The sequence below is a fragment of the Lacrimispora struthionigena genome (assembly GCF_048627165.1).
In the GTDB taxonomy this organism is placed as follows: Bacteria; Bacillota; Clostridia; order Lachnospirales; family Lachnospiraceae; genus Lacrimispora.
Genome location: NZ_JBMBWP010000001.1, coordinates 1,657,174 through 1,677,105, shown reverse-complemented (window position 1 = coordinate 1,677,105; position 19,932 = coordinate 1,657,174). Strand labels below are relative to the sequence as shown.

The window sequence follows — 19,932 nt, the reverse complement described above, 5'->3', positions numbered from 1 at the left end:
TCTTTCTTAACTGTACCAACACATTTAATACACTTAATATAGCAGATCGCCTCCGATCTGTCAACCGGAGGCAGTGTTATTTTAATAATTTCTTCTGTCTTCTACAATCAGGATCCGAATCGCATTCATAGTATTGCTCCAGTTAAATACATATAATGTATAAGAGGCATTTCCTCTGATGTAAATATTAGAAGAAAGCAGGATGTTTTCGCTCTGGGCATTGCTGCTCATTACCGAAACCAGGTAAAAACCGATCTTTTGGTATTTAAAGGCGGTTACCTCTTTATAGTCTACTTCCTTAAATGTAAGTACTCCTCCATTTAAAAATACGTTCACTTTTCGATTTGTAATGGATAAATTGCAGACCCGAAAGCACCCGGTGTTAATTCCACCGTTGCAGTACATATCCATAATCTCCATTATTTCAAGACCGGTGTCTGAGTTAAACACTGCCACCGTCATTGCCTGCCCCAGTGGGACATCAATCTGTTTCTCTAAATATACGTATCCATTCTCCCCTTGAACAGTCACAGTCTGCGTCTTGGCCGAAACTCTTCCGTATTGACTCATGTCCCCGTTATCCAGCCCATTTACCGCAAGCTGTTTGTTAATATAGATCTGAAATGGATCGTAGCCCGCAGCAGCATTTAAGAATCTTACCAGTCCGTATTCACTGGTATTACAAAAATAGCATGGTATAATTGGCTTGGGAAACACAGTGATAACGGAAGTCCAATGTTCGTCAGTATCCGAATTTTCACTGGGATTTTGTTTTAATGGCCAATCCTCACTAAGATCCGGAGCGGGTACATTAGATGGGTTGGCTTCCTGATTAGGGTCAGGGGGTTGATTTTGATTGGTGTCATTTTGCATATAATAAATAATACCCATAAAATCCCTCTTTATTATCGTTATATAGTAAGTTTATTCCACGAACAATCCTCAGTGCCTGTCAGACAGGAATCATCCCGTATTTGTTATCAGAATATCAAATTTTATGGATTATATGCAGTATGGGCAGATAATAGAAAAGAGGTGCACCCGGTCTTCTGACCAGGTGCACCTCTTTCTATCAATATTCTAATTATTCATTACCGTATAAAGTAACCAGCTTCTGAAGATATTCAAATCTTGCTTTTGCATCTTCCTCATTCTTACCGAATAATTCAGCTGCTCTTTCCGGATTCTTCATTGCTAAGGATGCGTAACGAACTTCACCCTTTAAGAATTCCTGATATCCTTCCAGTGCAGGAGCCTTGCTGTCTAAGGAGAATTTCTTCTCAGCAGCAGGATTGAAACGGAAGTTATTCCAGTATCCGCACTCTACAGCAAGCTTCTCTTCTGTCTGTGCCTTTGACATACCCTTCTTGATACCATGGCTGATACATGGAGCGTATGCGATAATTAAGGATGGACCTGGATAAGCTTCTGCCTCTGCAATTGCTTTAACAGTCTGATTGTAATCAGCACCCATAGCGATCTGAGCAACGTATACATAACCATAGCTCATAGCAATGCTTGCAAGATCTTTCTTCTTCGTATCTTTTCCGCCAGCTGCGAACTGTGCTACTGCACCAGTCTTGGTAGCCTTGGAAGACTGACCGCCTGTATTGGAATAGATCTCAGTATCGAATACCATGATGTTGATGTCCTTACCACTTGCAAGAACGTGGTCAACGCCGCCGAAACCGATATCATATGCCCAGCCGTCACCACCAAAGATCCACTGAGACTTCTTACCAAGGAAATCTTTATTTTTTACTACAGCCTTTGCTAAATCGCAGTCAACACCATCTAATGCTGCAACCAGTTTGTCAGATGCAGAACCGTTGGTAACACCGATGCTGAAAGTATCTAAATACTCTTTGCATGCTGCTTTTACTTCATCAGATGCTTTATCGGAATTAGCGATTTCTTCTACTTTGCTCTTTAAGCCTTCTCTGATTGCATTCTGAGCTAAAAGCATACCGTAACCGAACTCAGCATTATCCTCAAATAAGGAGTTTGCCCATGCAGGACCCTGTCCCTTTGCATTTACGGTGTATGGTGTAGAAGGTGAGGAGTTACCCCAGATGGAAGAACATCCAGTTGCATTGGCAATGTACATTCTGTCACCGAATAACTGAGTGATTAATTTAGCATAAGGTGTCTCGCCGCAGCCTGCACATGCTCCTGAGTACTCAAGAAGAGGCTGTTTAAACTGGCTTCCCTTAACAGTTGCTTCTTTGAATTTATCAATAACTTCCTGCTTAATTGGCAGAGTCTGACCATATTCAAATCTTTCCTGTGTTACGTCGCAGTTAGCTTCCATGTTTACCATAGTAAGAGCTTTTTCGCCCTTCTTTCCAGGACAAACATTTGCACAGGAACCGCAGCCGGTACAGTCAAATGCAGATACAGTGATTGCGAACTGATATCCTGGCATTCCTGTCATAGGAAGAACCTTCATGCTCTCTGGTCTCTTAGCAGCTTCTTCCTCTGTTAAAGCAACAGGACGGATAACAGCATGAGGACATACATAAGAACAGAAGTTACACTGAATACAGTTGTCTGGATTCCACTGAGGAATGTTTACTGCAATACCACGTTTCTCGTAAGCAGCAGATCCGGAAGGTGTAGAACCGTCAACGTAATCAACGAATGCAGATACTGGTAAGGAATTACCGTCCTGAGCGTTAACTTTTGTCTGAACGTTGTTAACGAAATCAACAACATCCTGTCTTCCTTCTGTGATCTTTTTATAATCAAGTCCTTCGTCTTCGCCGTTTTTCCAGCTTTCCGGAACTTCTACTTTAACAACGCCCTTTGCACCGGCATCAATAGCTGCCCAGTTCTTCTGAACGATCTCTTCACCCTTACGGCCGTAAGTTGCTTTAGCAGCAGCCTTCATAAGCTCGTTTGCTTTTTCTGCAGGAATGATTCCTGTCAGTTCAAAGAATGCAGACTGAAGAATTGTATTGATACGGGTTGCGCCCATACCAGTTTCGATACCGATCTTCACACCGTCAATGGTATAGAACTTAATGTTATGATCAGCAATATACTTCTTAACCTGTCCTGGTAAGTGCTTTTCAAGGCCTTCCTGATCCCATGGGCAGTTTAATAAGAATACACCGCCGTCAACCAGTTCCTGAACCATGTTGTACTTACGGATATAGGAAGGATTGTGGCATGCTACGAAATTAGCTTTGCGGATTAAATAAGTGGATTTAATCGGCTTATGGCCAAAACGTAAATGAGACATGGTGATACCGCCGGACTTCTTGGAATCATAGTCAAAGTAAGCCTGAGCATACATATCTGTATTATCACCGATAATCTTAATGGAGTTCTTATTAGCACCTACAGTACCGTCAGCACCAAGACCCCAGAACTTACAGTTAGAAGTTCCTTCTGGAGTTGTGATGATATCTTCTCCTGTCTCAAGAGAAAGGTGAGTTACATCATCAACGATACCGATCGTAAATGGAGTTTTTGTCTTGTTCTCGTAAACAGCTACGATCTGAGTTGGAGTAGTGTCTTTGGAACCAAGGCCATAACGTCCTGTAAGAATCTTAACCTGATCAAACTTTGTTCCCTTTAAAGCTGCAACAACATCTAAGTATAATGGTTCGCCTAAGGAGCCTGGTTCTTTGGTTCTGTCTAAAACAGAAATAGTCTTAACAGTATCAGGAATCGCATCGATCAGAGCCTGTGCGCTGAATGGTCTGTAAAGACGAACTTTAATCACACCAACCTTATGGCCAGCTGCAACTAAATAGTCAAGAGTCTCTTCAATGGTATCATTAACAGAACCCATGGAAACAATTACATGATCTGCATCAGCAGCTCCGTAGTAATTGAAAAGTCTGTAATCCGTACCAATCTTTGCATTTACCTTATCCATATATTTCTGAACAATTGCAGGCAGTGCATCATAATATGGGTTGCATGCTTCTCTGGCCTGGAAGAAAATATCAGGGTTCTGGGCAGAGCCTCTCAGACATGGATGATTCGGATTTAATGCGTGACGGCGGAACTCGTCAACGGAATCCATATTTACCATCTCTTTTAAATCTTCATAATCCCATGTTTCGATCTTCTGGATCTCGTGAGAAGTACGGAAACCATCAAAGAAGTTAATAAATGGTACTTTACCTTCAAGAGCTGCCATATGAGCAACTGGAGTTAAGTCCATAACTTCCTGTACGCTGGATTCACATAACATTGCACAACCGGTCTGGCGACATGCATAAACATCAGAGTGGTCACCAAAGATTGATAAGGCATGGCTTGCAATAGCACGTGCAGATACATTGATTACACCTGGTAACTGCTCGCCGGCAATTTTATAAAGATTAGGGATCATGAGTAACAGACCCTGGGAAGCTGTATAGGTGGTGGTCAGAGCACCTGCTGCCAAGGAACCGTGAACCGCACCTGCGGCACCTGCCTCAGACTGCATCTCTGTAATGTGCACTGTCTGGCCAAAAATATTAGTTCTTCCGTCTGTAGACCATTCATCTGTAGCTTCTGCCATAGGTGAAGACGGTGTAATAGGATAGATTGCCGCTACATCAGTAAATGCATAGGATGCATGTGCTGCTGCATGGTTTCCATCCATGGTTTTCATTTTTCTTGCCATTCTTGATTTCCTCCTGCAAATGTGAATATTTGTATAATTTGGTTCCCCTTAGGGGAAAGTGACCTGACATTATTATAACAATTATTCAACAAAAAGCAAATATTAAAACTGGAAATTAAAGTATTATTTTCAAAACAATTTAAAAAAAGACAGTACCAGACCTTAAATATGTGTCTGATGCTGTCTTTTTGGGTTGTTAATACTACTGACTCATGGGATTTGGCTGTATGATACTTTGGGTATTTTCCGCTGTTGTCCCTTCCGTCTCAGCCTGAGTAGCCTGAGTTGCCGGAGTGTTCTGGGTCTCCGCTGCTGTAGTGGGCGCGGTCTCACCTGCATTCGTTCCCGGACCGCTGCCTGGTAACGTCTGAGCAGGAGTATTCCCCTGGTGATTCTCCGGTACAGTCTGGGATGCTTCTGTGGCAGGTACCACAACACCGGTTGTATTCCGCTTTATTGTAGCCGGCTTGCCGCGGTAGGTGCTGTTGTGGAAGAATTCATCACTTACCACAGTACCGTTCTTCTTTGTAACCAGATTGGTTACCCAGCGGCTTCCCTTTGTCTCCTGCTTAATCACTTTTTCTTCCCCTGGCTGCATGGTCTGATCCTCTTCATAAATTGGTGCCGGAGCATCTAACTCTGCTGTCTTGTTGGAAGTCATTGACAATGTAACACCATCTTCCAGTATGGGGATACCTACAATAGAAATTTTAAGCTTGCGGTCAGCAAAACTGGTTCTGATGGCAATGGCACTGGAAGAATTATTTACAAACTTCATGTCCGGTCCACCAAAGCTTACCATCGCATCCTCACCCGGAGTTACATAACTGGGTTCATAACTGTGGGCATGGCGCTCCGTGGTTGTCAGTCCTGCAAAAACAACTGCATTATACAGGGTAGAAGAAACCTGACATACACCGCCACCGGGTTCTTCAATCAGGACTCCGTTTAAATAAGCTCCTGCCGGACGGTATCCCTTTGCAGAGGAACGCTCGCCTGTTGTCTTATTAAAGGAGAATTCCTCCCCTGGCTGCAGAATCATTCCATTGAGCGCCGTAGAGGCAAGCTCAATATTCTTATTCCTGTCACTGTTAGTCGTTGTTGTTGTTGTGTAAGTTCCGATTACTTTATACAAAGCCTTTGCCTGCTCTTCCGTAATCTTAGGAGCTGTCTCTGTGGCCTGTGCAGCAATGGAACCCTTATAATTCTTTGCTTTAATCTGTGCCAGAATATCGGCAGTCAGCTTGTCCTGGTCTATTGCAATTCCCTTTTTTTCGCCAGCATAAACAAACTTTCCTGTGGCTTTGTCAAATCCTGAGATAGAACCATTCTTAGCAGGTACATCCCACTTTCCAGCAATGGCTTTCACCTCAGTTTGTACTTCATCATCCAAACCATCTGTATCGATGGTATATTCCTCTTTTGTATCCTTACTGTAAATTTCATCTAACAGGGTATCAATCCTGTCATCTAAAAAATTCTTCAGTTCGTATGTTTCACTCTCATAAGTAACTTTCATTCCCCAGCCTATGGACTGGTCAATTGCTTTTTTAGCTTCCGTCTTTGACAGACCTGTAATGGAAACTCCGTCTACATGTACCTCTTTTTTTAACTGGGTCTCAGAGACTTTCGTAGAGTTCACATCGGTCTCTTTTGTCTTATGACCCCCAATATACTTAACAGCAGCCATAACACTGATAACGGAGGCAACAGCGAAAACAGCCGCCAGTAAAATCTTCGTAATTCCGTACTGCGGTCCTCTTCTTCTCTTCTTACCGTGTCTTTGCTGATAGGAGCTTCCTCCTCTGTAAGACTGGCTTGTCCTTCTGCCTGAATTGGGCGTATTTCTTTTGCTTCCGTTCTGGGAGGAATGGGTTCTTCCACCGCTTCTTTGTCTGTTATCATCCTGACTCATTTACTTCACCTTTTTACATGATTATGTAGCATTACACTGAGTAGTATACCATACTTTGTGGGAAATGCTATTACGTTTTTATGAATTTTCTTAATTATTTTTCGCGTAAATTCTACATTTTACAGAACTAAAAAAACATGTTACTATAGTATTAATAAACTATTTCATTTCGGAGGTACCTATGAATTTTATTGATCTTCACGTTCATTCAAACGCTTCTGACGGCACCTTAACACCTGCCAGAGTTGTAGAACTGGCGGCGCAAAAAGGGCTTTCGGCAATAGCACTTACAGACCATGATACAATCGAAGGCATTCCAGAAGCTTTGGAGGCTGCAAAAAGTCTGCCTTTGGAAGTGATCCCAGGCATTGAACTCTCCTGCGTTTATCTGGGTGAAGAAATTCACATTTTAGGGCTTTATGTCGATCTGTCTGATAAAAATTTTATCACTGAAACTGACACGTTAAAAGACATCCGCATGATGAGGAATACGGAGATGATTCACCGTTTTCAGAATGCCGGTATTGACATCACACTTTCTGAGGTACAGGCCGGTAATCCCGATACGGTCATTACCCGTGCACATTTTGCCCGGGTTCTGTTAGAAAAGGGCTATGTCAAAAATATGGATCAGGCATTTAAAAAATATTTAAGCTACAGCGGACCGTATTGCCCGAGAAAAGAGAAGATTACTCCGGAGCATGCCATGAAAATACTTCGTGACTGCAAGGCATCCCCCGTCCTCGCCCATCCATACCAGTATCACCTGGGGGACAAAAAAACAGAAGAGCTTGTTTCCTATTTAAAGGAGATGGGACTTCATGGTCTTGAAGTCTATCACTCTTCCAATAATCAATATGATAGCGGAAAATTAAAAAAGCTTGCAAAAAAATACCAGCTCTTTCCTACCGGCGGCTCTGATTTTCACGGAACCAATAAGCCTGATATTGATTTAGGCACAGGAAGAGGCGGTCTTCGCATCTCAGCCCTGCTTCTCGATGACATCAAAAGAATACGGCAGGAAAAGGGGCTGTAACCTCTCCTGCCAAAATCACGTACTATCCGATTTTTCCTTCGTCCATATAGCGGGCAAGATCTATGGCAAAATATGTGATCAGAATATCTGCTCCTGCACGAAAGATACTGATGGCTGATTCACAAACAGTTTTTTCCTCATCCATAAAGCCGGCCTTTGCTGCAGCCTTAATCATGGAATACTCTCCGCTTACACTGTAGGCTGCCACAGGCACGTTAGTGCTGTCTGACACCTCACGTATGATATCCAGATAGGAAAGAGCTGGTTTTACCATAATAATGTCTGCTCCTTCTGCTACGTCAAGCTCAACTTCCTTTAATGCTTCTTTCCTGTTATGGTAATCCATCTGATAGCTCTTGCGGTCTCCAAAGGCAGGTGCAGATCCGGCAGCCTCCCGAAACGGACCGTAAAAGGCAGACGCATATTTTGCAGAATAAGCCATTATTGGTACATTTACAAATCCAGCTTCATCAAGTGCCAGCCTCATCGTATGAATTCTTCCATCCATCATATCAGAGGGAGCGACCATATGAGCGCCTGCTTTTACATGTGAGACTGCAATGCGGTTTAAATACTCCAGCGTCTGATCATTATCCACATACTCACCATCTAATATCCCGCAATGACCATGAGAAGTATATTCACACATGCACACATCCGTTATGATATATACTGCCGGATAAAATTCCCTGATGTAGCGGACTGCGCGCTGCACAATTCCATTTTCATCGTAGGCCTGGCTGCCGCAGCTGTCTTTTTGAGCTGGTATGCCAAACAAAATTACCTTATTAATTCCGGCAGCAGTCAGTTTATCAAGAATTACACAAAGCCGGTCTACACTATATCGATATTGTCCCTCCATAGAAGGAATTTCTTCTACAATCCCTTCTCCATCCACGGCGAACAGAGGATAAACAAGAGCCTGTCTGGAAACTCTGGTCTCCCGCACCATTGTTCTTAAAGTCTCAGATGTTCTGAGTCTTCTGGGTCTATATAATAAATCCATTTCCATTACCTCCCTTTTATTCCTGTCCTATTATACACCCTCTTAAATAAGATTCAAGTAATTCTTGCGACATTGGAAAAGATTGCTTATAATAGCAGATGTACAACACGAACCAGAAATGAGGTATTTTATTATGGAAGAATTTTATCAGGCAATTGAAGATGCCATTCGTAATACCGGATATGAAGGCCCAGTAAGCGGACAGGATATCTACGATGAGATCTGTGATGAGATTGAAGACAAGGAGCCGGGAGCTTATGTGTTCATGTCTAAAAAAACAGATGATATATTTTTTGAGTACAAGATTCAGATTTTTGAAGATCAGTTTAACTTAAGTGCCATTGACATTCATAGCTCCGGTACGGTTTATCACGCAAACCTTGATTAAGCCAGAAAAAAGGATTCCCCGATGTCTTCATTCAGGGAATCCTTTTTTATTGTTTTACTGTTGTTTTACTATCTTTTTGCGTTTTGCCCGTTCTTTTGCCAAAATTCTTTTGTTCACAGTTTCTCTTAAAATCGCATAGAGAACGGAACAAAGCGGGATAAATATCAGCATACCGACGATTCCCATGGCACTGCCGCCAATGGTTACCGCTACCAGAACCCAGATAGCCGGAAGTCCCACTGAATTGCCGACCACGTGGGGATAAATTAAGTTTCCTTCGATCTGCTGAAGAACGAAGAAGATGATGAGAAACAAAGCTGCATCAAAGGGCTTCACCATCAGCATTAAAAAGGCTCCGATTGCACAGCCGATTAATGCCCCAAACATAGGAATCAAAGCGGTAAACGCGATCAGGACTCCAATAAGAAGTGCATACGGAAGGCGTAATAAGGATAATGTGAGAAAGAACATGCTTCCCAGTATTACTGCCTCCACACACTGTCCAGTGAGAAAATTGGAAAATGTACGGCTGGTAAGACTTAATACCTCTAAAATTCTGTTAGAAACATGATCTGGCAGAAACGCTTTCATAAACTTCTTTATCTGCCTTGATAAATTTTCCTTCTGTAAAAGAATGTAAACTGCAAATACCACACCAATCGCAAAGGTTGTCACTCCGCTTATAATATTTAAAGCTGCGGATAAAGTAGAGGACAGCACTGTTCCGGCACCTACAGATAAAAACTGTACTATTTTCTCAAGATAGGATTTCCAGTCAATCTGAATGTTGTTAATATAATCTGAAATTTCCGGATATTGGGCAAACAGCTTCTCTGCTCCCTGCTTTACATCATTGAAAAAAACAGGTAAGCTGTACTGCAGACTTAAAACTGTATCAAACAGCTGGGGCATGACTACAAAAGTAACCACAAGCAAAATTCCGATTACAAACACAAAAGTGAGAACAAGGCTTAAAGGGCGGCGAAACTGGCTTTCTTTTTTTACCGGCAAAATGCGTTCAATCGCCCGCATGGGAACATTTAATACAAATGCCATAACTCCGCCTAATAAGAAAGGAGTTAAAATCCCCACTGCCCTGACAATCAGGGCAAATAAACTTCTATAATTAATACCAGCTACTACGGCAATCACAGTAAATATAATTAACCATCGTAATTTTTTTATTGTGCTGTCATTTAATTCCATTAAATCCTCCTTTGGAGCTCTTCCTGAAACACTTTTTTAATCTCCTGAAACGATGTCTGAAAAGTTCCCTGTGCCAGCAGGGCATTCCCTCCGCCACGGCCATTTAATTTTTCATTTAACTGGCGGCTGAATTCCCGCATATCCATATCACTGCTGCCTGCTGCATACTGAAACAGTCCATCTTCTCCGGAACATACCAATACAACGTTCCCCTTCTTCTCCTCATAAAGCATGGTGGCAAACTGTCTGAGCTGTGCTGGCATAAGATGCTCTTCAAACACCAGCAGGGGATCGCTGCTAACAGGGAATTGCGCAGTTTTATATGTAAGCAGTTCTCTGGTGAGTCGGCTTACATCACCATCCTTTTTCGCTCCGTCCTCTTTTAGTTTTGTGACTGTCTCCAGTACACTGTCGGGTTTCGCTGATAATAACACAGAAATTCCCTGGACAGCTTTTAATTTTCTGCGGTAATCATGAAATGCGTCTCTGCCGCACAGCAGGGATATTCTCACGCCGCCTTTATACCGCATCAGACCGGTGACTTTTAAAATCCCAATCTCTCCTGCAGTCATCACATGGGTTCCGCAGCAGGCACATATATCTGCTCCAGGGAATTCAATAATCCGTACCTGACCGCTTAATTCCTTCTTGCTTCTGTAATTCAATGCATTCAGTTCATCCTTTGACGGATAAGTCTCTAAAACCGGTATATTCTGCCAGATCAGTTCATTCACTTCAGCTTCCACTTCTTCTGCCTGTTCCAGAGTCAATATCCCGTTAAAATCAACGGTGACCTCATCTTTCCCCATGTGAAACCCTACATTATCGTAACCGTAATACTTATGTACCACGCCTGAAAATAAATGTTCTCCGGAATGATTCTGCATATGACTGAATCTTCTCTCCCAATCCAAAATACCAGTCACCACCGAATTTTCAGGAAGAGGCCTGTCCGTAATATGAACGATTCCCTCCGGACGCTCTCTGACATCCAAAACATGGGCGTCTCCCAATGTGCCTGTATCCGCCGGCTGCCCTCCACCCTCAGGGTAAAAGGCTGTCCTGCTTAACTGAACCAGATATTTACCATCTTTCTCCGGTATACACCCAGTCACCTCTGCTTCAAACTGTTTCACATAGGGTCTCTCATAATATAATTTTTCCATCTTTTGCTCCTTTTAATCCTGTTGTTACTAATTATACACAACATTTCTTTAAGTTCAATCATATGAAATCTAAAATTTTTCAGAAAAAAAGGAAACAGTGGCAAGCTGACATTCATACACTTACAGTGTAAACAAATTATTTTGGAGGAACCAATATGAGTGATCTGGCAGCAACTAACTGTGGATGCGGATGCGATTGCAACAACGGAGGGTGTGGTAATAACAACGGTTGTAGTTTTATCTGGATTATCCTTCTTCTGTGCTGCTGCGGCGGCGGTAACAGCTGCGGTGGTGGATGCGGCAACAGTTGTGGCGGTTGCGGAAATGATGGTTGTGGTAGTTGGATTTGGATCATCATTCTTCTGTTCTGCTGCGGCGGATGTGGCGGCGGATTCGGCGGCGGATTCGGCTGCTAAACAAAACATAAAGCAGGACCCGAACCATCTTTGGTTCGGGTCCTGTTTACGTCTAATTTCGATTCTGACCTTTTTCCTGACCCGGTCTTGTAAAAGCAGACTGGTTTACAGTTCCTTCCTGGTTGTTTCTGTTTTGCTTTTGTTTCATGCATTCATCATCAATTTCATAAACCGCATTTCCATCTATGATTAATCGGTTTCTCATATAAATCACTCTCCTGTAATACTAATATATGCGGCCGCATATATTGTCAACAAGAAAAGTAAGGATCCCATGCAATGAATAATGAACAAAATGTCCACGCAAATGAATTAGACTCCCGTATCGGGGATAATCATCTTGATATGATGAAAGCCGCCCTGCCTTATATGAATGTTCCCCAGCAACGTATGATATCCACCTTTGTTAAATTCAACGAACTGCAGCGCACCATAAACTTATTTGAAGATGGAGAAGTGGCTGCTATGGGTATCTGTTCTGCAGGTGAAAAGGAACGGTCTAACTCCCCCCTTGAGATGTTAAACACCATTAAACCCTATGCTGATCCTTCCGAGCAGGACTTAATTGACTTATTTATCAACATCTTCCAGGGATTTAATATGGCAAATGCCTATTCGGAAGCCGTCCCAAGTTCTACGATCCCGCTTCAGGCGCAGACACAATCACAGCCCCGTAATCAGGCTCAGTCAGACGGACAAAACCGTACCAATAACTCACATCGACAAAACAGCAATCCATTTGGCAGAATGCCCTTTGAGCAGTTAAAGAACTTCATGCCTCCGGAACAGCAGTCACGGCTGGAAACCATGCAGATGATGATGTCCGCCATGCAGCAGATGAACTAAAATACAACTGTCACCATCTTACTCCATACATATTCACAGGAAAGGAAGGATAACAACTTATGAATTCCAACTGGAAACAGGACCCACGGTTAAAAAATATGAATCCCCAGAAGCTTTCCATGCTGACCGAATTTGCAAAACGTGCTGAGGCTGCTCCAAAGGACCAGCTTTTTCCGACGCTTATGAGTCTGACCGCGGAAGCCAATCAGAAGGGGATCCATTTTAACGATGATGAAACAGATCTTCTTATTTCTATACTGGGCGACAATATGAGTCCAGGTGAGCGGCAGCGGATCGAAACAATCCGCATGCTTTCGAAAAATATGATGAAACGAAATGGAAAGAAATAAAAAATCGGTGTCAGGATATATATCCTGGCACCATTTTTTACAATATTTTATTAAAAACTTAATGTTGCCAGAAAAACTTGAATTAATAGCAGAGATAAATAAGATCTTCGAACACGCAGCCTGTATATATAACCAATGGTAAAATATATCAACCACATTTTAAAAATATAAATGGCTATGACTCCATCTTTAACAAATATAAGAGTCGCAGCACTGACGCTTATACTCCCAAACAAAATGACTAATCTAAATATGTCACCAAACCGGAACAATATATCTTTGAATTTAGTACGGCTGGAAAAATATATGACACCATCTGAGTATATTCCTTTACCTTGTATAATATCGTGAAGATCACCTGTGAAATATAACAAAAAAGTGATATTTAATGCTAGGTAAAGTACTATACTGAACTGATTGATAAAATTTCCTTTATTTATCAACAATATTTTCAACACTAAACTGATTACAGAAAGAATAAGTAATATTGAAATAAATGCTACAGATTTTTTTATTGGAATGCCAAGTAATTTATTTTGCTTTTTTATCGTATCTGATTTCAAACTAACAGCTTCACTGAAATGAATCCTAAATATGATATAATTATTGTTTAGGCATATAAGTTCCATTTTTCAGATTTCATTTTTTTAATTTCTGCATCAATCTTTTCATCCAAATGTTTATGATAAATAACACATGACTTTGGTTTTTTAGTTTTATCATAACAAAATTTTAATAAATTACTGGATTCTCCTATTATGCGAAAAAAATAATATCATTCCTTCATCTGACTTTCTATCAATTCAGTTAAAGCGTAATGTTATAGTCCAGTATCTTATCTTTCATATATTGCTTTATTTAGTTACTTAAATACTAATTATAAAAGTAGCCTAACGTAAAACTATTTTAACATGAAGGGTAGAATGACCGCATTTCCATATACCGGATAAATATCAAATCATTAATGTTTTAAATAAAGTATTGTGCACTCATATCTTAACAATAAATCCAGATACACCTTTTATGGCTGAATGTGTTTAAGAAAAGGGACTCTTACTAAGTTATTAGTGACAGCCCCTCCCGTGATATTAGTATGGAATAAATTCTCTTTGTTTCTGTTGACCAGCTGCAAAGGCTGCAATTCGCGCATTCTCATCCTTTTCTGCTTTAGTAATCCATCTACCACTTATATCTATTTTTCCAGTAAGTATGTATGGAGACTTTATTAATAAATCCTCATCAAACAAAATCTTAGATATTATTTTAAACAATTCTTCTTTTGAGGTCTTTTTATAAATAGGTTTTTCTGGAATTTCATTTTTTCTCCATCTGTTTATTGCAGTTCGAGATTGTCGTTTTTCCCAATATGCTTGGGACGTTTTATTATCAATAATAAAATTATATCCATTAGATTTTAAAGTATCACCAATAGAACTATAAATAGCTTCATAATTTGCGCCTGTATTTTCAATCTTTACACTGGACAAGTTTTTATTGGTATATTTATAGTACTCATCTGTTAAACATTTACTTCCAATATATTTCATAAAATCTCTTATTGGAACAACAAAAGTAATCGGTTGAAAATATATATCATTTTTAATAAAAAATCTAATTACATCGCCTTCTACTCCTATTATTTTTACGTCACAGCTATCAAAATGGGCCATAAAAACTGGTATCTTGCCTTTTATAAAATTCGGTTCGCAAATAAACCTCAATGATTCTTCGTTTAGGATTCCACTATTCTTTTCAATCACTTCCTGAACATGAGGACAGTTATCGACTATCCAATTAGTTAGGCTTCTATCACAAATTAATGGATGATTTTTTACGGCTTCAAAGTATTTTAAGGCTTTCTTATGCAGATATTTAAAAGTTTCCCTTAGAGTGCTAAAAGTTTCAAATGCCTCATCAATATTGTTACCATTTTTTATATAGATGTTTTTAGCACGGTTACAATCAGCTAAAGTGTTTTTTAAATCACAACTTAAATTATACGGTAGAAGTATAGGAAAATTTACTAATGTAGATTCTGCCTGTTTGAGAAATCCAACTTCTTCTCCTTCTCTTACTTCAAAATCTATACGTCTTTCGTCCTTTTTGTAGTCTCGTTGTGCTTTATCAAGATTTGAAATTACAGTCTTTAATCCGCTAATTGTATCGAATTTAGAAACACAATCTCTTCCAACATTTAGTTCAATACCATTAAGACGATTTACAATATAACAAACATAAACGTTCTTTCGTCCACATAATTGGCAAAATGTATCTTCTGTTGCGATCATGTATAAAGTTTTTGAATACCATTCTTTTTTTACATTTTCCATTAATAGCTTTTTATTGTTAGTAATTGTCATTCTTGCTTTACTATCAAACACAAGATCTTTATTCAATTTGGATTTGGTTAAATCGGTGTAAGCTTCTAAGCAACCATAAAGATTCCCATAAATATTTGTATTTTTTGCCTCCTCACTATTTTTTATTAACACCATTTCTTGTTTTGTAATAAGCTTGATGTTACTAGATACAGAATTTGCGTCTTTTTTAGACATTCATACCTCCATATTTTTTTCGAACAGACGTTTATACGGTTAAATGTATTATAACGCAAATAAAAATAATAGTCAATGATAAATACCATATATTGTGTGCGTGTTGTATTCAATCATACATATTGATATTTGTATGCCTATAATTGCAACAACCGTACATACCTTTGGGTGCACGGTGACTTTCGCATATTTCTGAGAGAAACTATTTACAGAGTAACTATATTGTAGTCACCCTAATTACTGGATTTCACTTTCACAGAAAGTAGAGAAATCTAATTACTCCAGATGGAGAACGGTTAAATGACATTTTATTCAATTTTTAGTTCGATTGTTCGAATCCTCCTTATCTGCATTATTGAATATGGAAGCAAAATAAAAAAGCCCTCAAATCCTTATAAAGGATTCTTAGACTTTTATGTGTTCGGTGTCGAACTATTATAGTTTATTTTTGCTGTCCAAAAGTATATAAATTTGGAATCAAGAGAAACTACTAAAAGAAACTTATGTTCGACATTGCTAATAAGTTCCGAATCATAGGAATTTACTACATATCTAATTCAATTCCAGATAGTTGTTTACTCTCCGGACACAAGAAAATTTACGCTCTCTGATAGAGGACACAGCTGTTCTACTTTCACACCAAGTTAAAATTTAGACCTTTCCTAACTATATATAATTGTTTCCATTAAAAGTGATTAGTATTTTATATTCTTTGCTTTTTTTGGGAAATGCAGCTACAAACCGCAGATCCGAAATTTCAAAATTTTCATTTCCTTCTATGATATAGATAGTGTCTTCAGTATTCTTAGACGGATTTCCAATCAATACACTTAAGTAATATACCTTATTTCCAATTTTCAAAATAGAAGAATCCCCTGGTAATAGGTCAACAGTATTGCGGTCATATTGTTTGCCCAAAATTTTTAAAACTATGGTAGTATCATTTTCCCTTTCTTTTATCATATAATCTTTTCTTGTGTTAAAATTGGGGATAACAATATCATTTACTGTATGCATATCATTGCTACAATCAAAATTCATATTATGAATTATCTCTTTATCCTCTATTATTAATCTATTCTCATGATATATTTTTAGTGCATATTCTGGAATATTCATTTCTTTCTCTAACGGTTGTAAATCAGATACCATAATATTATCATAAGAGCCTGTACCATTTCCATCTTGTATAAAAGCTGGTACCTTTTCTTTTCCTAGTAAAACATGAGCAAAGTACCTATGTTTACCATCTAATATATGGTATCCAGCACTACGTCTCATTAGCCGTATAGGCTCACATTTATCTTCTAAAATATACGGGATGGCGTTAATTACTCTTTGGAAATTATCGTCTGTGATAGCATGTGAATTGGCACTTATTATCTCATCTATATTTATCTCTCCATAATATGTTGTTTGCCCTAAACTACTGAGTGGAAACTCTATAGTTTCAAAAAATTCAAAATAATTAAATGGATTATCAGTTTCACTCATAAAGTCTTTATATAAATCCCCATTTTTATCAATGAATTTACACAGTTTTATTTTGTATTCTTCAAATTTTTCTTTATTTTTATATTTGATCATTGCACCTACCCCTAATTTAAAATATGATTTATAAATACAATCATACCACACCATCAATATAAAATAATAGGCATACCAGATATTTTTATCCAGTATACCTATTATTTTAATCTTCAATTTCAATATTCCATTCCAACATTGCCTGATACACTTTATCTGGTATCATACCCTTATACTTTTCAGCCATATCCTTAATTACATTATCCCTATACTCCTTATATACAGCAAAGGCAGCTGCAGGATCTTTTAATAAAGTTTAAATAATTATAACAAGTTATAATTAGTTTAACCCTTATAGAATCAAGGCTTTTCGCTTATCTAAAGGATTCTTATTACCGCCAAAACTATTTGCACACGATATTTACAATTCTTCCAGGAACATAAATTTCCTTCACAATGGTTCCGGTAATCTTATCCGGAATCAATGCCTTACCAGCCTCAATTGCATCTTCCTTTGAAACATCCGCCGGAAGTTTTACAACTGCTCTTGTTTTACCATTTACCTGAACAGCCACTTCGATTTCATCCTCTTTCATTGCTTCCTCACTCCACTCCGGCCATGTGGCATGGAATACAGAGTCTGTGCCGCCAAGCTGCTGCCACAGTTCCTCGCCAATATGAGGAGCAAATGGAGCTAGAAGAATTACAAAGGTCTTTAATGTCTCTTTGTCAATACCGCCGGCTGTTTTTGCAAGCTCGATCAGCTTGTTGTTATATTCCATAAAGCCGGATATTACAGTGTTTAAGTTAAACTGGTTGAAACGCTGTTCAATGTCAAATACCAGTTTGTTGCGGAGACGGATCATCTCTTTGGTCGCTTCTACATTCTTTTCACAGTTATCTGATACCAGATTATAGAAACGGTTTAAGAAACGGCTGACGCCTTCAATTCCTCTGTCATCCCACTCTGCATCTAACTCCGGCGGTCCTACAAAAAGTTCATACATACGGAGGGAATCACAGCCATAATCCTGAACAAGCTCATCAGGAGAAACCACATTGCCCTTTGATTTACTCATCTTAATTCCGTTTTTACCAGTAATCATTCCCTGGTTAAACAGTTTGGTGAATGGCTCGTCAAAATCTACCACACCGATATCATTTAAGAACTTGGTGTAGAAACGGGAATACAGAAGATGAAGAACTGCATGCTCCACACCGCCGATATACATATCAACAGGAAGATATTTGTCCGCTTTCTCTCTGGATACCAGTTCTTGATCATTGTGGCTGTCTACATAACGGAGGAAATACCAGGAAGATCCTGCCCACTGAGGCATGGTGTTGGTCTCTCTCTTTGCAGCTGCACCGCATACCGGACAGGTGGTATTAACCCACTCGTCAATATCTGCCAGAGGGGATTCTCCTGTACCAGTCGGCTGGTAGCTTTCCACTTCTGGAAGAGTAAGAGGAAGCTGATCTTCCGGCACGGGAACATTGCCGCAGTGAGGGCAGTGAATAATCGGAATCGGCTCACCCCAGTAACGTTGTCTGGAAAATACCCAGTCACGAAGTTTGAAGTTTACTGTTTTCTTACCAAGACCTCTTGCTTCGATCATGGCAGGCGCCTCTTTTTTAAGAACGGCTGATTCCATGCCATTCCATTCGCCGGAATTGATCATGGTTCCGCTGGCGTCTGTATAGGCCTCTGTCATATTCTCAATTTCTTTGCCGTCTTTTGCAATTACCTGAATGATTGGAATATTAAATTTGGTTGCAAATTCAAAGTCTCTGTCATCGTGAGCCGGAACGCACATGATTGCGCCAGTTCCGTAGTCACCCAGTACATAATCGGAAATCCAGATGGGAACTTTTGCTCCGCTTAAAGGATTGATTGCATAGCTTCCGGTAAATACTCCAGTTTTTTCCTTATCCTGGAGACGGTCTACATTGGATTTCATGGAAGCGTCATAGATATACTGATCCACTTCTGCTTTAGTTTCCTCTGTTGCAAGAGAAGATGCAAGGGCATGCTCCGGTGCAAGAACCATAAAGGTTGCTCCGTATAAGGTATCAGGTCTTGTGGTGTAAACCGTAATGGCTTCTTCTTTCCCCTCAACTTTAAAATCTACTTCTGCACCGTAAGATTTTCCGATCCAGTCAGTCTGCATCTTTTTAACCTTTTCCGGCCAGTCAAGCTTATCCAAATCATTTAAAAGGCGGTCTGCATAGGCAGTGATCTTTAACATCCACTGTCTTAAATTCTTTTTGGTAACTGTGGTTCCGCAGCGCTCGCAGCAGCCGTTTACCACTTCCTCGTTGGCAAGACCGGTTTTACAGGAAGGACACCAGTTAATGGGGAATTCCTTTTCATAGGCAAGACCCTTCTTAAACATCTGGACAAAAATCCACTGGGTCCACTTATAAAATCCAGGATCTGTGGTATTTACTTCCATATCCCAGTCGTAAACAGCCGCGATTTCATTGATCTGCCGTTTAATATTACTTACGTTCTCAGCCGTTGATTTTGCCGGATGAACGCCCATCTTAATGGCATAATTCTCTGCAGGAAGGCCAAATGCATCCCAACCCATAGGGTGAATCACATAATGTCCCTTTAAAATCTGATAACGGCTCCAGACGTCAGAGATCACATAACCTCTCCAATGGCCAACATGAAGGCCGCTGCCAGACGGATATGGGAACATATCCAGACAATAATATTTTGGTTTCTTTCCATCGTCAACATTGATGGGGTTCTTTTCCCAATTCTCGCGCCATTTTTTCTCAATGGCACTGTGGTTATAAGATGATGCCATAACAAAATTCCTCCTTATTAGACAATCACGGTAAATTTGATTCTGATTGCATAAAAAAAGCGCCTCCACCCGTAATAA

Annotated in this window: 16 protein-coding genes; 5 read left to right on the top strand and 11 right to left on the bottom strand. The window is 39.8% G+C overall.

Annotated elements, in window-relative coordinates:
* Nucleotides 1-81 precede the first annotated feature (81 nt).
* The 3 genes from ACOAOT_RS07625 to ACOAOT_RS07615 form a co-directional block, all read right to left on the bottom strand.
* Nucleotides 82-891 carry a DUF4397 domain-containing protein gene (locus tag ACOAOT_RS07625; protein ID WP_420216436.1) on the bottom strand — a complete coding sequence of 270 codons (810 nt, stop codon included), beginning with the start codon at nucleotides 889-891 and terminating at the stop codon, nucleotides 82-84.
* Nucleotides 892-1,084: 193 nt separating this feature from the next.
* Nucleotides 1,085-4,624: a pyruvate:ferredoxin (flavodoxin) oxidoreductase gene (gene nifJ, locus ACOAOT_RS07620; protein WP_420216435.1), complete on the bottom strand. Its 3,540-nt coding sequence runs from the start codon at nucleotides 4,622-4,624 to the stop codon at nucleotides 1,085-1,087.
* Nucleotides 4,625-4,826: 202 nt separating this feature from the next.
* On the bottom strand, nucleotides 4,827-6,539 hold the full coding sequence (locus tag ACOAOT_RS07615; RefSeq protein WP_420216434.1) for a VanW family protein: 1,713 nt from the start codon (nucleotides 6,537-6,539) through the stop codon (nucleotides 4,827-4,829).
* A 181-nt stretch (nucleotides 6,540-6,720) separates the two neighbouring features.
* Here ACOAOT_RS07615 and ACOAOT_RS07610 point away from each other — a divergent pair, with 181 nt between their 5' ends.
* Nucleotides 6,721-7,575, top strand: a complete 855-nt coding sequence (locus tag ACOAOT_RS07610) for a PHP domain-containing protein (RefSeq protein WP_420216433.1) — start codon at nucleotides 6,721-6,723, stop codon at nucleotides 7,573-7,575.
* 22 nt (nucleotides 7,576-7,597) lie between these two features.
* Here ACOAOT_RS07610 and hemB read toward each other — a convergent pair whose 3' ends face one another.
* Entirely contained in the window at nucleotides 7,598-8,581 is a 984-nt protein-coding gene (gene hemB / locus ACOAOT_RS07605; RefSeq protein ID WP_420216432.1) for a porphobilinogen synthase, read from the bottom strand.
* 133 nt (nucleotides 8,582-8,714) lie between these two features.
* Here hemB and ACOAOT_RS07600 point away from each other — a divergent pair, with 133 nt between their 5' ends.
* Nucleotides 8,715-8,969, top strand: coding sequence for a hypothetical protein (locus ACOAOT_RS07600; RefSeq protein WP_420216431.1), 255 nt, complete (start codon nucleotides 8,715-8,717; stop codon nucleotides 8,967-8,969).
* A gap of 54 nt (nucleotides 8,970-9,023) precedes the next feature.
* On the opposite strand, the gene ACOAOT_RS07595 is transcribed toward ACOAOT_RS07600, so the two are convergent.
* Together ACOAOT_RS07595 and ACOAOT_RS07590 are read right to left on the bottom strand one after the other, a co-directional pair.
* On the bottom strand, nucleotides 9,024-10,175 hold the full coding sequence (locus tag ACOAOT_RS07595; protein WP_420216430.1) for an AI-2E family transporter: 1,152 nt from the start codon (nucleotides 10,173-10,175) through the stop codon (nucleotides 9,024-9,026).
* Entirely contained in the window at nucleotides 10,175-11,341 is a 1,167-nt protein-coding gene (locus tag ACOAOT_RS07590; RefSeq protein ID WP_420216429.1) for an alanyl-tRNA editing protein, read from the bottom strand. The genes ACOAOT_RS07595 and ACOAOT_RS07590 overlap by 1 nt, the downstream gene beginning before the upstream one ends.
* Before the next feature lie 155 nt (nucleotides 11,342-11,496).
* On the opposite strand from ACOAOT_RS07590, the gene ACOAOT_RS07585 reads away from it, so the two are divergent.
* A complete protein-coding gene (locus ACOAOT_RS07585; protein ID WP_420216428.1) occupies nucleotides 11,497-11,757 on the top strand; it encodes a chorion class high-cysteine HCB protein 13 in 261 nt (86 codons plus the stop codon).
* A gap of 52 nt (nucleotides 11,758-11,809) precedes the next feature.
* Here the strand turns inward: ACOAOT_RS07585 and ACOAOT_RS07580 are convergent, their stop codons facing one another.
* Nucleotides 11,810-11,962 carry a hypothetical protein gene (locus ACOAOT_RS07580; RefSeq protein ID WP_420216427.1) on the bottom strand — a complete coding sequence of 51 codons (153 nt, stop codon included), beginning with the start codon at nucleotides 11,960-11,962 and terminating at the stop codon, nucleotides 11,810-11,812.
* Between the two features lie 74 nt (nucleotides 11,963-12,036).
* Between ACOAOT_RS07580 and ACOAOT_RS07575 the strand changes: the two genes are divergently transcribed.
* Both ACOAOT_RS07575 and ACOAOT_RS07570 read left to right on the top strand, forming a co-directional pair.
* Nucleotides 12,037-12,603, top strand: a complete 567-nt coding sequence (locus ACOAOT_RS07575) for a hypothetical protein (protein ID WP_420216426.1) — start codon at nucleotides 12,037-12,039, stop codon at nucleotides 12,601-12,603.
* A 59-nt stretch (nucleotides 12,604-12,662) separates the two neighbouring features.
* On the top strand, nucleotides 12,663-12,953 hold the full coding sequence (locus ACOAOT_RS07570) for a hypothetical protein (RefSeq protein ID WP_420216425.1): 291 nt from the start codon (nucleotides 12,663-12,665) through the stop codon (nucleotides 12,951-12,953).
* A gap of 50 nt (nucleotides 12,954-13,003) precedes the next feature.
* Here ACOAOT_RS07570 and ACOAOT_RS07565 read toward each other — a convergent pair whose 3' ends face one another.
* The 4 genes from ACOAOT_RS07565 to leuS all read right to left on the bottom strand — a co-directional run bounded on the left by ACOAOT_RS07565 (nucleotide 13,004) and on the right by leuS (nucleotide 19,854).
* Nucleotides 13,004-13,516 carry a hypothetical protein gene (locus ACOAOT_RS07565; RefSeq protein WP_420216424.1) on the bottom strand — a complete coding sequence of 171 codons (513 nt, stop codon included), beginning with the start codon at nucleotides 13,514-13,516 and terminating at the stop codon, nucleotides 13,004-13,006.
* Between the two features lie 525 nt (nucleotides 13,517-14,041).
* A complete protein-coding gene (locus tag ACOAOT_RS07560) occupies nucleotides 14,042-15,508 on the bottom strand; it encodes a hypothetical protein (protein WP_420216423.1) in 1,467 nt (488 codons plus the stop codon).
* Nucleotides 15,509-16,174: 666 nt separating this feature from the next.
* Nucleotides 16,175-17,212, bottom strand: coding sequence for a hypothetical protein (locus ACOAOT_RS07555; RefSeq protein WP_420216422.1), 1,038 nt, complete (start codon nucleotides 17,210-17,212; stop codon nucleotides 16,175-16,177).
* 227 nt (nucleotides 17,213-17,439) lie between these two features.
* Nucleotides 17,440-19,854, bottom strand: coding sequence for a leucine--tRNA ligase (leuS, locus tag ACOAOT_RS07550; RefSeq protein WP_420216421.1), 2,415 nt, complete (start codon nucleotides 19,852-19,854; stop codon nucleotides 17,440-17,442).
* Between the last annotated feature and the right edge of the window lie 78 nt (nucleotides 19,855-19,932).

Bases quoted from the DNA above. Each gene is read 5' to 3' on its own strand.
- ACOAOT_RS07625 (WP_420216436.1), bottom strand. From the start codon at position 891: ATGGGTATTATTTATTATATGCAAAATGACACCAATCAAAATCAACCC.
- nifJ (WP_420216435.1), bottom strand. From the start codon at position 4,624: ATGGCAAGAAAAATGAAAACCATGGATGGAAACCATGCAGCAGCACAT.
- ACOAOT_RS07615 (WP_420216434.1), bottom strand. From the start codon at position 6,539: ATGAGTCAGGATGATAACAGACAAAGAAGCGGTGGAAGAACCCATTCC.
- ACOAOT_RS07610 (WP_420216433.1), top strand. From the start codon at position 6,721: ATGAATTTTATTGATCTTCACGTTCATTCAAACGCTTCTGACGGCACC.
- hemB (WP_420216432.1), bottom strand. From the start codon at position 8,581: ATGGATTTATTATATAGACCCAGAAGACTCAGAACATCTGAGACTTTA.
- ACOAOT_RS07600 (WP_420216431.1), top strand. From the start codon at position 8,715: ATGGAAGAATTTTATCAGGCAATTGAAGATGCCATTCGTAATACCGGA.
- ACOAOT_RS07595 (WP_420216430.1), bottom strand. From the start codon at position 10,175: ATGGAATTAAATGACAGCACAATAAAAAAATTACGATGGTTAATTATA.
- ACOAOT_RS07590 (WP_420216429.1), bottom strand. From the start codon at position 11,341: ATGGAAAAATTATATTATGAGAGACCCTATGTGAAACAGTTTGAAGCA.
- ACOAOT_RS07585 (WP_420216428.1), top strand. From the start codon at position 11,497: ATGAGTGATCTGGCAGCAACTAACTGTGGATGCGGATGCGATTGCAAC.
- ACOAOT_RS07580 (WP_420216427.1), bottom strand. From the start codon at position 11,962: ATGAGAAACCGATTAATCATAGATGGAAATGCGGTTTATGAAATTGAT.
- ACOAOT_RS07575 (WP_420216426.1), top strand. From the start codon at position 12,037: ATGAATAATGAACAAAATGTCCACGCAAATGAATTAGACTCCCGTATC.
- ACOAOT_RS07570 (WP_420216425.1), top strand. From the start codon at position 12,663: ATGAATTCCAACTGGAAACAGGACCCACGGTTAAAAAATATGAATCCC.
- ACOAOT_RS07560 (WP_420216423.1), bottom strand. From the start codon at position 15,508: ATGTCTAAAAAAGACGCAAATTCTGTATCTAGTAACATCAAGCTTATT.
- leuS (WP_420216421.1), bottom strand. From the start codon at position 19,854: ATGGCATCATCTTATAACCACAGTGCCATTGAGAAAAAATGGCGCGAG.